This window comes from Hyunsoonleella pacifica, from assembly GCF_004310335.1.
GTDB classification, from domain to species: Bacteria; Bacteroidota; Bacteroidia; order Flavobacteriales; family Flavobacteriaceae; genus Jejuia; species Jejuia pacifica.
The window spans coordinates 568,033-581,724 of the sequence record NZ_SIRS01000003.1; the positions used below are offsets into that span (position 1 = coordinate 568,033).

Here is a 13,692-nt window from a genome sequence, read left to right on the forward strand (position 1 = left end):
TTAGATCTGAAAATAGAAATATGTCAATAAATAAAACCAGATTAATAACAAAAGTACCGTTAGGCCAAAAAATAGCCTTTGGAATAGGCATGCTAGCCAATCAAATGTTTCCTGCTATACTTGGGATATTTATGGTTGTTTTAGTACAGGATCTTGGGTTTTCAGGTTGGATGTGGTCTCTTATTTATTTTTTTCCTAGAATATTCGATGCTATTACAGATCCTATAATGGGGTATATTTCAGATAATACAAAATCCAAATGGGGACGCAGAAGACAATATGTTTTGTTAGGAGGAATAATGATGGGTATAGCTTATATATTCATGTGGCAGCTTTTTAGAGAGAACACTTTACATTTTAATTTTTGGTATTTTTTCTTATGGTCTATTGTATTTTATTTAGGACTCACACTATTCAGTGTACCTTATGTGGCCATGGGCTATGAGATGAGTGACGATTTTCATGAACGTACTAATATTATGGCAGTTGCCCAATGGATTGGACAGTGGGCTTGGGTAATTGCACCTTTATTTTGGGTTATTATGTACGATCCAGAATGGTTCCCCTCTGCAGATATAGCAGTAAGGCAGTTAGCAGTTTGGGTAGCCATTCCGTGTGCTATTTGTGCAATGGTTCCTGCAATCTTCATTAAAAGTAAATCTACGTTAAATGAAAATTATGAGCCATTGAGCTTAGCAAACATAGGAAGTGGTTTAAAAAAAATATTCGTTGATAGTTTTGCTGAAGCATTCAAGATTAAGGAATTTAGAAAACTTTGTATCGCAACGTTTTTAGTATTTAATGCGTTTAACACTGTTGCTTCACTTACCTTTTTTGTTATTGTATATAAACTTTTTAATGGCGATGCTGCTGACAGTGGTATTTGGGTTTCTTTATTTGGATGTCTAGGAGCATTAGGCACCACATTTATTGTAATACCAATTGTAACTTGGATGTCTAAAATTATGGGAAAGAAAAAAGCATTTTTGCTTTCTCAAGGCATTTCTATAATAGGTTATATCATGTTATGGTTTCTATTTATTCCAGGAAAACCATGGATGTATATAATAGCACTACCGTTTTTTTCATTTGGAATAGGCAGCTTATTTACAATAATGATGAGTATGACTGCTGATGTAATTGATATTGATGAATTAAATTCAGGTTTGCGTAGAGAAGGTATTTTTGGAGCTATTTATTGGTGGATGGTTAAAGTAGGTTTCGCTATAGCAGGAGGGTTAAGTGGTGTTATTATTGCTATTGTTGGTTTTAACCCAGATCTTGTCACAACTGATCAACAGTCTGCTGTTGATGGGCTACACGCTTTCTTTTGCTTTTTTCCTATGGCAGGTACTCTCATTGCCATGTATGTTATGCGTAATTATAATGTAACCGAGGAACGAGCAAATAAAATACGAGCAGAATTAAATAACCGAAAAAGTAAATTGTAAATAAGAAATTGTAAAGCAAATGTCGTATAAATCAGATAAAATAATGTCGTTATCTGGATATGGTTTAGATAACAAGACAACAAGAGGGTTGCAGAACTGCTTTAAAAGAGTGTTAAAAAATGGGATGCACGGTATTGGATTTAGTCCATATGTAGAAGGACAAGAACCAGGAGACCAACTATCTGAAAAACAAATTAGAAAACGCTTAAAAATAATAAAGCCTTATACAAAATGGGTACGATCATTTTCATGTACTGAAGGTAATGAATTAATACCTATTATAGCTAAAGAAATGGGTATGAAAACCATGGTAGGTGCTTGGTTGGGTAGTGATTCTCAAATTAATATTAATGAAGTTAATGGATTGAAAAAATTAGCTAGAGAAGGTGCTGTAGATATCGCAGCCGTTGGAAATGAAGTAATGTATCGAGGGGATTTGACCGAAGAAGAATTATTAAGCTTTATATATGACGTAAAAAATGAAATAACAGACATCCCTGTGGGATATGTAGATGCATACTATGAGTTTTCTCAAAGACCTCGCATTACAGAAGCCTGTGATGTTATTTTGGCAAATTGCTACCCCTACTGGGAGGGTTGTAGTATTGAATATTCTTTAATTTACATGAAAGACATGTTTAATAAAGCTGTTAAAGCAGGTAAAGGAAAGAAAGTAATAATCTCCGAAACAGGATGGCCTAGTGAAGGAGAAGGTTTAAATGGCGCATTTCCTTCTAAAGAAAACGCTATGAAGTATTTTATTAATACACAGTTATGGGCCCAAGAAGAAGGTATAGATGTTTTTTATTTTTCTTCTTTTGATGAATCTTGGAAAGTTGGTTCAGAGGGAGACGTTGGTGCCTATTGGGGACTTTGGGATAAGGATGAAAAGCCTAAGTTTTATTCTAAAGCATTGGTTAATAGAAGTCTTTTTTCCTAAGTATTAAAAAATATACTAAGATGTTGTCTAAGAACTAAATTTCTTATTCACTGTTCTACTATTTATTATTTAATCCAACAATAAGAATTTCAATTAAATTTGGTTAATTTAGAAATGGTCAATGTAATTTGAAGTATAACTAAAAGATAAATCTATGGTACAAGGATATTTTAATTTTAAAGTTACACTAATTCTATGTTTAGCTGTCCTTTTTTCATGTAAAAAGCCAATAAGAGATTTACACCCTGAGACGCTTAAAGGTGGATTCGAATTATTATCGCAAGATATAACAGGAATAGATTTTAATAATTCAATAAAAGAAACTAAAACATTCAATCATTATTTCTATAATCAAATTTACGTTGGCTCTGGAGTAGCAATAGGAGATGTAAATAATGATGGCTTACCAGATGTGTTTTTTGGAGGAAATCAAGTTGAAGATCGGTTATATCTAAATAAAGGAAATTTCAAATTTCAAAATATTACAAAAAAATCAAAGGTAGCAAGTAATAATGGGTGGACTTGGGGTGTTACTATGGCAGATGTAAATGCTGACGGATATTTAGATATTTATGTAAGCCGGAATGGTACATCAGCAAACCCATCAGATCGCAGAAATCAATTATACATTAACAACAAAGATTTAACGTTTACCGAGTCGGCTATTAAATACGGTCTTGCTGATGTTGGATTTTCTACACAAGCTGTATTTTTTGATATGGATAATGATGGTGATTTAGATATGTATCAAGTAAATCAACTTGCAGATAAAAAACTACTTCTTATTAATAAAATACCAAGAGAACAGTTTAAATATTTTAGAGATAGATTATACAGAAATAATAATGGGAAATTTGTAGATGTATCTCAAAAGGTTGGGATTTCAAGAGATGTAGCCTATGGTTTAAGTGTTAATGCTACCGATTTTAATAACGATGGATGGATGGATTTGTACGTAGCCAATGATTATGCAGAGCCCGATTTTATGTACTATAATAATGGGGATGGCACATTTACAAACGTAATTCATGATAAACTAAAGCATATTACCCAATATAGTATGGGTTCAGATACAGGAGATATTAATAACGATGGATTAATAGATTTGTTAACAACTGATATGACTCCTGAAGATCATTACAGATCTAAAACTAACATGGCATCTATGAGTACAGAAGCATTCTATAAAATGGTTGATGCAGGTGCACATCGCCAATATATGACCAACACCCTTCAAATAAATACAGGAATGGGAGTGTACTCTGATATTGCTAATATGGCTGGTATTGCTTATACAGATTGGAGTTGGGCTAGCTTGATAGCTGATTTGGATAATGATGGATGGAAAGATATAATTATTGCTAACGGTATAAAAAGAGACGTAGATAATAACGACTCAAGAAATAGAGCACGAAACTTACCCAAAGGCACTACAGCAGAAGAGTTATTTAAACTAAGTAAGGAAACACCTTCTCAACCAGTTTCCAATTATGCATTTAGAAATAAGGGAAATCTTCAATTTGAAAAGGTTTCAAAAGCATGGGGTTTTGATACACCAAGTTTTTCTAATGGTATGGCTTATGGCGACTTGGATAATGACGGCGATTTAGATATTATAACTAATAATATTGATGCACCAGCTTTTATATATGAAAATAGGACCAATGGTAATTTTCTAAAAATTAAACTTGAAGGGACGGAAAAAAATAAATTTGGAATTGGTGCAAAAGCAATAATATATTACAATAATGATAAGCAAATAGTTGAAAATACGGTAACAAGAGGTTTTATTTCATCTGTAGAACACGGTATATTTTTTGGACTTGGAAAAGAAACTCAAGTAGAAAAAGTAGAAGTAATATGGCCTAACGGGAAACATAATATTTTTAGTTATGTAGAGGCTAATCAAGTGTTAGTAGCAAAAATAAGTGAAGCCAAAGTTATTAGAAATAAAAAAGTTGAAAATAAAACATTATTAACCAAAGTTACAGGCGAGAATTTAGGAATTGATTTTTCACATACGGAAAACATATTTGATGAATTTAACGAAGAAGTTTTACTACCTCATAATATTTCACAAAATGGTCCTTTCTCAGAGAAAGGCGATGTGAACAATGATGGTTTAGAGGATGTGTTTTTTGGAGGGGCTATGGGACAAAGTGGTGTACTCTACCTTCAAAATGCTGATGGTAATTTTGTAAAAAGTTCGTCACAACCTTGGAAAGAAGATTATAAATCAGAAGATTTAGGGGCTTTATTTTTTGATTTTGATAACGATAAAGACTTAGATTTATATGTTGCAAGCGGTGGTAGTGAGTATAACAGAGGTAATCGCTTACTAAAAGACCGATTATATATTAACGACGGCAATGGAGTATTTTCTTTAAGTAATGGTTTACTTCCAGATATTAGAGAAAGTACTCAAGTAGTTAAAACTTCTGATATAGATAACGACGGAGATTTAGATATATTTGTTGGAACACGTTTAGTTCCAAAGTCTTATCCTTATCCTGCTTCAAGTTATATACTTATCAATACTAACGGAAAATTTACTGAAGCTTCAAAAGAAATTGCGCCTGCATTATCTAATATAGGAATGGTTACTGATGCAGTTTTTTCAGATATAGATAATGATAATGATCAAGATTTATTAATTGTAGGAGAATGGATGGAGATAAAAGCATTATCTAATAATGATGGGAAGTTTGAGGATGTATCAGAATCCTACGGACTTAAAGATTCTAGAGGCATTTGGTGGTCTATTACAGCAAGCGATTTGGATAATGATGGAGACGACGATTATATAATAGGTAACCTTGGTAAGAATAACAAATTCAAAGCATCCGAGGAGCACCCTTTTAAAGTTTACGCTAATGATTTTGACAATAACGGAACAAATGATGTCGTTTTAGCCAAATTCTATAAAGATGATTACGTACCTGTTCGTGGAAGAGAATGTACAAGCCAACAAATGCCCTACGTTGCTGAGAAATTTGAAAATTATCACAGTTTTGCTTCATCTAAACTTGTTGACATATTGCCAGAAGATAGACTAAATGATGCAGTCATTTATGAAATCAAAAATTTTGAAAGCATTATACTTATTAATAATAATGGTAAACTTCTTAAAAAAGCACTACCTAATGATGTTCAGGTCTCGCCTATGAAATCTACTATGGTATTAGATATTAATAGAGATGGTAATAAAGATATCATTGTAGCAGGAAATCATTATGGAGTTGAGGTAGAAACCACACGTTATGATGCAGGTTTTGGAGCTATTCTTTTAGGAAATGGAGACAATACCTTTAACTTCATACCTCCTAAAGAAAGCGGATTTTATGTACCGCATGATAGTAGAAACATTACTCACATAGAAAAATTAAATAGACCATTAATTATTGTAACTAACAACAATACTCAACCCAGTCTCTTCGAATTTAAAGATTGAAACAACTGTATAGTTTATTATATCTAGTGCTTTTTTGTCTTAAATTTTCAAAACACTGAAAATCAATAACTTATATCAATTTGTAAAAAGTTACAAAAACCTTTTTTTGTAACTGTATAGTTTTTGTATAGGTGGTTAATAGGCTGATATTCAATATTTATCACTTACTTGTATGCACAATAACTAATTATTTATAAGACATGAAAAAAATTACTTTACTACTAAGTCTATTGCTTGTATCTATTGGATATGGGCAATCAGATTTAGAAACTTTTGAAGGAGCTGCTCCTCCATTAGCAGTTGCAAATGCAACAACAGGTACCGCTGCAAATATAGTAGCGAATCCTGATTCAAGTATGGGATCAGGAAACGAATCAACTACTGTTTTAGAGTTTATTACAGGAAATGCTGGTGACCCTTGGCAACAAGCAGAGTTGACTTTACAAGGCGATTATTTAGATTTAACACCAGGTACAGCTACAACAATGACCATAGATGTGTATTCTACAGTAGCATTTGATGTATTGGTAAGAGCAACAGATGGTGTAGTATCAAGCACAGATGGTACAACAGTTGCAGATACTGCTGCTGATGCAATTCACACTGGTAATGGATGGGAAACGTTAACCTTTGATTTCAATGACCCCCAAGACGGTCAAAGTACAGGTCAAGGAATCTACGGGAGGTTATTTATTTTTAACTTATGGGATGCTAATGATTCTGGTAGTGGCGCAGGTTCTTGGTCTTGTAACCCTTTTGGTGCGCCATCAGAAGCCTGCCCAGCTACAACACGTTATTATGATAATATTAATGGAGTAGCATCTGCAAGGCCAGAAACATGTAGTGATGGCATATTAAATAACGGAGAAACCCAGATAGATTGTGGTGGACCTAATTGTGCAGCATGTCCTAACCCTCCATCAGCAGCACCTACTACACCACCTAATAGATCAGCAGCAAATGTTATCTCTGTTTACAGTAATACTTATGCTCAAGCACCTACAGATGGTTTTCAAACATTTGGAGGAGCAGTTGTAACAGAGCTAGATTTAGCAGGAAATACAATTCAATCGGTAACAACACCAGATAATGGTTCTGGTTTACAGTATCAATACTTTGGTGTTACCCCTCAGTTTCTAGATTTATCATTAATGAGTAATATGCATATTGATTTTTACTTTGAAGGAAATCCGACAGCTGCTGGTACTGTATTTATTGTTATAGCTCAATACTCAGATGGAACTAACATACAAAAGAACTTTGATGTAACAGCTTTAGCACCAAATACATGGCATGAAATGGATGTTGAATTTGATAATTTTGATGGTAATCCAACGTACGCTAGAGACCAGATTCAGCAAGTGATTGTTCAAGTAGCTGGTGATGACGGCTCTGCTACGGGTCCATTTTATTTTGATAACTTATATTTTCACAATAATATAGTATTAAGTTCAGAGGATTTCTCTAATACATCATTTAAAGCTTATCCCAATCCAACACAAGATATTTGGACTGTGAAAGGTCAAAATACCCAAATAGAAACTATTAGAGTGTATGATGTGCTAGGAAAGCAAGTACTAGCACTAACGCCAAATAGTAGTGAAGCTACAATAAGTAGCTCTGGCTTAAAGTCAGGTATTTATTTTGCTCAAATAGAAACATTATCTGGAATAGATAATATTAGGTTGATTAAGCAATAAGTAATTGCAAAGTTTAGTTTGTTTTAAGAGGCGCTTTTAATTAAAAGCGTCTCTTTTTGTTTATGCATTTATTTCTTTTCTTTGTTTAAAGATTAGTCTTTACATGTTTGATGATATAATTGCAGCGATTCCTTTTGGTATAATTTTAGCCTTTACAATAGGACCAGTTTTTTTTGTACTTCTTGAAACTAGTGCAACTAAAGGGTTTAAGAGTGCGTTAATTTTTGATTTAGGTGTAATTTTAGCAGATGTTTTATTCATTATTGTTGCTTTTTTTAGTACAAACAAGCTGTTAGATAAAATCAAGGACGATCCAAATTTTTTAGTTTTTGGCGGTGTACTTTTAGTAGCTTATGGATTAATTTCATTTGTAAAAACATCTAAGTCTTTTCGCGCAATTGTTAGAGAATATCATAAGGTTGAAATAAAAAAAGGGTATGGAAAATTATTTCTTAAAGGGTTTCTCTTAAACTTTATAAATATTGGTGTTTTATTGGGTTGGGTAGCTTTTATAGTTTTAGGTAACACATTAACCCAATCAAACGATGGTGTAATTGTTTTTCTTTCAACAATATTGGTAGTATATTTTTTGGTGGATCTATTAAAAATAGTAGTAGCTAAACAACTTAAGAGTAAATTAACACCCAGGCTTATTTTTAAAACAAAAAAAGTGGTTGCTTTAGTCATTTTTAGTTTTGGAATATTATTACTAGTTCAAGGGTTTTTTCCAAAAGAAAAGGAAATCATTAAAGAGCAACTTGAAAAAATTAATCCAATAAAAGAGAGATTTTCTAAATAAGCTAAAAGCCTACCCCCTATCCCACACTATAAAATCATTAAAAATAAAAAGCTCCCAGAGTAAACCTGAAAGCTTAATTTAAACAATTTAGAGGCGTCGAGCGGAATCGAACCGCTGTAGCAGGTTTTGCAGACCTGTGCCTAAGCCACTCGGCCACGACGCCCTATTAAAGTAAAAGGGAAATATCAAAATATTTGATAAACCTTTGAAATTCTCACTTGTAATAAGAGCTTGAAAATTAATGCTGCAAATGTAAAAAAAAATGCGACTTTTACTTACATAAAATCACTTTTTACGTTTATCAGTCATTTTTATCGTTACACTTTCAACATCACCTCCAATAGGAGGGTTTAATTTACTAATACTTATGGTAGCTTTTTTTACCATAGTATCTTCAGAAAAAATACGATTTAATATACGTTTTGCAACAGTTTCTAATAGTTTAGAAGGTATAGCCATTTCTTGCTTTATAACATTGTTTAAGAATACGTAATCTACGGTATCAGTAAGTTCATCCGTTTTGGCGGACTTTTGTAAATCGGCTTTTACTTCTATATCTACTCTGTAGTCACTACCAATTTTTGTTTCTTCTTCTAAACAACCGTGATAAGAAAAGACTCTTATATTTTCTACTTTAATTATACCCATTTAGTTTGTAAATAAATCAAAAATATTACTCAAAGCACTTGTTTTGGTTTTGTAAAATTCGGTATAAGTACAGTTTGAACAAGTTATAGATGTAAACTTTTTATTCTGTACATCAAAAATTTTAGATAAAGTACCACCTGTAGCACGCATTTCACTTACTTCATAAGTCGTATTTGAACATTTAGGACAAACATAGTTTATATTTTTCATTTTTTAAGGTTTAAAATTTATGAGATATAATCATAAGTACATAATAATTAAATTTTGTTACGCTTAGTTAGCCGTTAATAGATTAAAATAGTATGAATTTGTGTAATTTTGAAGCTTATTTGGTTGAAACACGAATAAGTATGTCAGAAGAAAGAAAATCACTCAATTTTATTGAGCAAATAATAGAAGAAGATTTGGCAAATGGAATGGCAAAGGACAATTTACGTTTTAGATTTCCACCAGAGCCAAATGGGTATCTACATATAGGTCATACCAAAGCTATTGGTATTAGTTTTGGTTTAGGCGAATATTACAATGCACCTGTAAACCTTAGGTTTGACGATACAAATCCCGCTAAAGAAGAACAAGAGTATGTAGATGCTATAAAACGTGATATTGCTTGGTTGGGGTATCAATGGGATAAGGTTTTATTTTCTTCAGATTACTTTCAGCAGTTGTACGATTGGGCTATTATGATGATTAAAGAGGGTAAAGCCTATGTAGACTCTCAGTCAAGCAAAGCTATGGCAGAACAAAAAGGTACACCCACAGAACCTGGAGTTGATAGCCCATATAGAAATAGAACAGTAGAAGAAAATCTAGAACTGTTTGATCGTATGAAAAATGGCGAGTTTAATGAAGGCGAGCATATTTTACGCGCTAAAATTGATATGCAACATACAAATATGTTGATGCGCGACCCTATTATGTATCGTGTAGTAAAAAAAGAGCACCATAGAACGGGAAATGATTGGTGTATTTACCCTATGTATGATTGGACCCATGGCGAAAGTGATTATATAGAACAAATTTCTCATTCATTATGCTCCTTAGAATTTAAGCCTCATAGGGAGCTTTATGATTGGTTTTTAGATCAAGTAGTAGATCCGAATAAGTTAAGACCAAAGCAGCGTGAATTTGCCCGTTTAAACCTAAGTTATACCATTATGAGTAAGCGTAAGTTACTCAAGTTGGTAGAAGATGGTATTGTAAATGGATGGGATGACCCAAGAATGCCGACAATTTCTGGTTTAAGACGAAGAGGCTATACGCCCAATGCATTACGGAAATTTGTAGAAACCGTTGGAGTAGCAAAGCGAGACAATGTTATAGATGTATCTCTTTTAGAGTTTTGTATTCGTGAGGATTTAAACAAAACTGCACCACGTGTAATGGCAGTTTTAAATCCCGTAAAGTTAGTAATTACCAATTATCCAGAAGATAAGGTAGAATGGTTGGATGCAGAGAATAATCAAGAAGATGAAAGTGCAGGTTATAGAAAAGTACCTTTTTCTAGAGAATTATATATCGAAAAAGAAGATTTTAAAGAAGAAGCGAGTAATAAGTTTTTCAGATTAAAATTAGGAGGAGAGGTACGTTTAAAAAATGCCTATATCATTAAAGCTGAAAGTGTGATAAAAGCCGCAAATGGAGAAGTCACGGAAATACATTGTACTTATTCTACAGATACTTCAAAGAAAGTAAAAGGCACGTTACATTGGGTGTCTATTGCTCATGCTATAAAAGCAGAGGTTAGAGAATATGATAGATTGTTTATGGATGAAGCACCAGATAGCCACCAAGACAAAGACTTTATGGAGTTTTTAAATCCTAATTCCTTAAAAACTATTCAGGTTTATGTAGAACCAAGTTTAAAAGAAGCGCAGGTAGGAGATAGATATCAATTCCAAAGATTAGGCTATTTTAATGTGGACGATGATGCTTCCACAGAGGGTTTGGTATTCAATAAAACGGTGGGTTTACGTGATACTTGGGCAAAGAAAAAACCTTCACAACCCAATAATCAAACTCAGAAACCAAAAGGGAATCAACCTAAAAGAAAAGCAATAGATATTATAAAACAATTGGGTAAAAAATACACCAATTTACCTGAAGAAAAACGATTAAAAGTACGTTCTGAAATTCTTGATTTAGCAAAAGAAGTTTCTTATGATGAAGTAGAACCACTATTTAATACTGCGGTTAAAAAGGCAGGTACTAGAATAGCAGTTACTTTAGTTTTAAATGTGATGCTTAACAATGGTTTTGAGCGCAATCAAGCTGTAGAAGATTTTCTATCAAAAGCAAAGGAAGATAAAAACGATTTATTGATTGCTGAAGCGGTGTTATTGTGACATTTTAGTACCCAAAATACGATAAAATAAGTGTTCCATTTATTTTTTAGTTATATTTAAGTACTAACTATAAAATTTTTTTAAGTCATGGAGTTTAATTTTATCGCAATTTTGGTTGCAGCTTTAGTACCGATGATTCTTGGTTTTTTATGGTACGGACCTATGTTATTTCAAAATGCTTGGATGAAAGCATCAGGGATGACAGAAGAGAAAATACAATCTGGTAATATGCCAGTTATTTTTGGTGTTTCTCTACTATTAGCCATTATTCTTGCTTTTTTCACTCAGTTTTTGGTTATTCATGAAATGGGTGTTTATGGTATGACAGAGGGGCAATTAGAAGGAGAAACTGTTCAAGCCTTTTTAGCAGAATGGGCTGGAAAATATAGAAGCTTTGGTCATGGTGCAATACATGGAGCCATGGCAGGTTTAATGTTTGTTTTTCCTCTTTTAGCGATTATCAATTTGTTTGAACGCAAACCTTTTAAACTTACACTAATTAATGCAGGGTATTGGGTTGTGGTATTAGCAATTATGGGGTCAATCATATCTGGATGGGTATAATTTTGTAAACTTTTAACATATTTAAGGACTGAAGATGTTTAATTTTCAGTCTTTTCTTTTTTGTATTGATACGATATCAAATTTATAGAAGTATAACAGATGTCCCAAAAGAATGGGATATTTTAACCGTTGATGATATTCTTTTACAACGGGCTTATTTACAGGCTTTAGAAGAAGCTTCTCCTCATAATATTCAGTGCTTTTATATAGGTGTTTTTAAAAATGAAACACTTATTGGCTTTGCTCTTATTCAACGTGTACAACTGTATTTAAAAGATATGTTTCGGGATACAAAAGTATCTTGTATAAAGACGCTTTTTAAAGATATTATTTCCAAAGTATTAAAGGGTAATATTTTGGTAGTTGGTAATTTAACACATACAGGACAACATGCACTTTATTTTGATTTTAATGCCATTTCAGTTGATATGTTTTATGCTGAAGTATTTAAAGGTGTTTCTAAGATACAGTCCATTATAAAATCTGAAACACGTAAGACAGTAAGACTAATTTTAGTAAAAGATTTTTTTACTGATGATGTACTTACAGATAGTGCTTTTTTCAAAGAAAATAAGCTCCATAAAGCAACTGTACAACCCAATATGATTATGGATATCAGGAAGGATTGGTGCGAAAACGGAGACTATATTTCCTGTATGAATAAAAAATATCGCAGGCGTTATAAACGTGCTAAAAAGAAGCTAAATAGTATTGTTTGTAAAGAATTAGACTTAGAAACGATTAAAGAAAACTCTAAATTACTTCACGAGTTGTATCTAAACGTTTCAAATAATGCAAAGTTTAATACTTTTATTTTACCAGAAAATCATTTTTATCAATATAAACTTAAATTAAAAGACAATTTTAAAGTTTTTGGGTATTATTTAAAAGATGAGCTCGTTGGTTTTTATACTTTAATATTGAATAATAAGCAATTGGAAACCTACTTTCTGGGATATAATTCTAAACATCAATACCCTAATCAGTTATACTTAAATATGCTTTACGATATGGCAAAATTTGGTATTGAATCGCGTTTTGAGACTGTTGTATATGCAAGGACTGCTATGGAGATTAAAAGTTCAGTTGGGGCAAAACCAAAAGCAATGGTTATGTATTTAAAGCACACCAATACTATATTAAATAGCATTTTAAAACAAGTTTTCCGATTTATGAACCCTACAAAAAATTGGGAAGAAAGACACCCATTTAGTTAAAAGTTTAGCTGAAAATATAAGGTTTTATAGGATTTTTCGACTGAAGACTTAAACACACTTATTATGAAAAAATTAGCTTTTCTCTTTTTACTTATTCCATTATTAGGTATGAGTCAAAATATGAACAACGAAAAACTACAAGAAATTTACACATCTGTTAGCGATTCTATTAATGGCAACCCCGGGGGCTGGCAATTTTTTATTAAAGAAGTGCCTATTATTTCTATTACAGATACTAATCATAATAGAATGCGCATTATCTCGCCAATAGCCGACTCTAATAGTTTAAATGATGAATTGATAAAAGCGGCATTGGTTGCAAATTTTCATACGGCTCTAGATGTAAAATATGCTGTATCTGATGGCGTATTATGGTCAGTTTTTATCCATCCCTTAAAAGAATTATCAGAGCATCAAGTTAAGGATGCAGTAAGCCAAGTATATTATGCCAATATTAACTTTGGCACTACATTTACAAGTACGTCTTTAACGTTTCCGGGTAACTTAAATAAAGAAGTGGAGGATGAAGCGCCTAAAGAGGAAAAAATTCAATTCAAGAAGGCATAAACATTAATAA

11 protein-coding genes and 1 tRNA gene are annotated in these 13,692 nt (G+C 32.5%); 9 read left to right on the forward strand and 3 right to left on the reverse strand.

Annotated elements, in window-relative coordinates:
* The first annotated feature begins 20 nt into the window (after positions 1-20).
* The 5 genes from EYD46_RS08635 to EYD46_RS08655 all read left to right on the forward strand — a co-directional run bounded on the left by EYD46_RS08635 (position 21) and on the right by EYD46_RS08655 (position 8,341).
* Complete coding sequence (locus EYD46_RS08635) at positions 21-1,451, forward strand: MFS transporter (protein WP_130936670.1); 1,431 nt, start codon at positions 21-23, stop codon at positions 1,449-1,451.
* Between the two features lie 19 nt (positions 1,452-1,470).
* The gene (locus tag EYD46_RS08640) at positions 1,471-2,391 is read left to right on the forward strand and encodes a glycoside hydrolase family 17 protein (RefSeq protein ID WP_130936671.1); all 921 of its coding nucleotides are present in this window, start codon (positions 1,471-1,473) and stop codon (positions 2,389-2,391) included.
* A 154-nt stretch (positions 2,392-2,545) separates the two neighbouring features.
* Positions 2,546-5,842 carry a VCBS repeat-containing protein gene (locus EYD46_RS08645; RefSeq protein WP_130936672.1) on the forward strand — a complete coding sequence of 1,099 codons (3,297 nt, stop codon included), beginning with the start codon at positions 2,546-2,548 and terminating at the stop codon, positions 5,840-5,842.
* Between the two features lie 200 nt (positions 5,843-6,042).
* Positions 6,043-7,542, forward strand: coding sequence for a T9SS type A sorting domain-containing protein (locus tag EYD46_RS08650; protein ID WP_130936673.1), 1,500 nt, complete (start codon positions 6,043-6,045; stop codon positions 7,540-7,542).
* Between the two features lie 103 nt (positions 7,543-7,645).
* Entirely contained in the window at positions 7,646-8,341 is a 696-nt protein-coding gene (locus tag EYD46_RS08655; protein ID WP_130936674.1) for a LysE family translocator, read from the forward strand.
* A 91-nt stretch (positions 8,342-8,432) separates the two neighbouring features.
* Here the strand turns inward: EYD46_RS08655 and EYD46_RS08660 are convergent.
* The 3 genes from EYD46_RS08660 to EYD46_RS08670 all read right to left on the reverse strand — a co-directional run bounded on the left by EYD46_RS08660 (position 8,433) and on the right by EYD46_RS08670 (position 9,199).
* Positions 8,433-8,504 (reverse strand) — tRNA-Cys (locus EYD46_RS08660).
* 122 nt (positions 8,505-8,626) lie between these two features.
* Positions 8,627-8,989 (reverse strand): dihydroneopterin aldolase, encoded by a 363-nt coding sequence (gene folB, locus EYD46_RS08665; RefSeq protein WP_130936675.1) that lies wholly within the window; start codon positions 8,987-8,989, stop codon positions 8,627-8,629.
* Positions 8,990-9,199: a zinc ribbon domain-containing protein gene (locus EYD46_RS08670; RefSeq protein ID WP_130936676.1), complete on the reverse strand. Its 210-nt coding sequence runs from the start codon at positions 9,197-9,199 to the stop codon at positions 8,990-8,992.
* A 140-nt stretch (positions 9,200-9,339) separates the two neighbouring features.
* Between EYD46_RS08670 and EYD46_RS08675 the strand changes: the two genes are divergently transcribed.
* From EYD46_RS08675 to EYD46_RS08690, 4 genes are all read left to right on the forward strand, one after another.
* Positions 9,340-11,334, forward strand: coding sequence for a glutamine--tRNA ligase/YqeY domain fusion protein (locus tag EYD46_RS08675; RefSeq protein ID WP_130936677.1), 1,995 nt, complete (start codon positions 9,340-9,342; stop codon positions 11,332-11,334).
* A gap of 87 nt (positions 11,335-11,421) precedes the next feature.
* Positions 11,422-11,898, forward strand: a complete 477-nt coding sequence (locus EYD46_RS08680) for a DUF1761 domain-containing protein (RefSeq protein WP_130936678.1) — start codon at positions 11,422-11,424, stop codon at positions 11,896-11,898.
* Between the two features lie 65 nt (positions 11,899-11,963).
* Positions 11,964-13,115, forward strand: a complete 1,152-nt coding sequence (locus EYD46_RS08685; RefSeq protein WP_130936679.1) for a GNAT family N-acetyltransferase — start codon at positions 11,964-11,966, stop codon at positions 13,113-13,115.
* Between the two features lie 63 nt (positions 13,116-13,178).
* Positions 13,179-13,682 (forward strand): hypothetical protein, encoded by a 504-nt coding sequence (locus tag EYD46_RS08690; RefSeq protein ID WP_229731313.1) that lies wholly within the window; start codon positions 13,179-13,181, stop codon positions 13,680-13,682.
* Positions 13,683-13,692: the final 10 nt, after the last annotated feature.

Coding starts and splice junctions, on each gene's coding strand:
- EYD46_RS08635 (WP_130936670.1), top strand. CDS start 21: ATGTCAATAAATAAAACCAGATTAATAACAAAAGTACCGTTAGGCCAA.
- EYD46_RS08640 (WP_130936671.1), top strand. CDS start 1,471: ATGTCGTATAAATCAGATAAAATAATGTCGTTATCTGGATATGGTTTA.
- EYD46_RS08645 (WP_130936672.1), top strand. CDS start 2,546: ATGGTACAAGGATATTTTAATTTTAAAGTTACACTAATTCTATGTTTA.
- EYD46_RS08650 (WP_130936673.1), top strand. CDS start 6,043: ATGAAAAAAATTACTTTACTACTAAGTCTATTGCTTGTATCTATTGGA.
- EYD46_RS08655 (WP_130936674.1), top strand. CDS start 7,646: ATGTTTGATGATATAATTGCAGCGATTCCTTTTGGTATAATTTTAGCC.
- folB (WP_130936675.1), bottom strand. CDS start 8,989: ATGGGTATAATTAAAGTAGAAAATATAAGAGTCTTTTCTTATCACGGT.
- EYD46_RS08670 (WP_130936676.1), bottom strand. CDS start 9,199: ATGAAAAATATAAACTATGTTTGTCCTAAATGTTCAAATACGACTTAT.
- EYD46_RS08675 (WP_130936677.1), top strand. CDS start 9,340: ATGTCAGAAGAAAGAAAATCACTCAATTTTATTGAGCAAATAATAGAA.
- EYD46_RS08680 (WP_130936678.1), top strand. CDS start 11,422: ATGGAGTTTAATTTTATCGCAATTTTGGTTGCAGCTTTAGTACCGATG.
- EYD46_RS08690 (WP_229731313.1), top strand. CDS start 13,179: ATGAAAAAATTAGCTTTTCTCTTTTTACTTATTCCATTATTAGGTATG.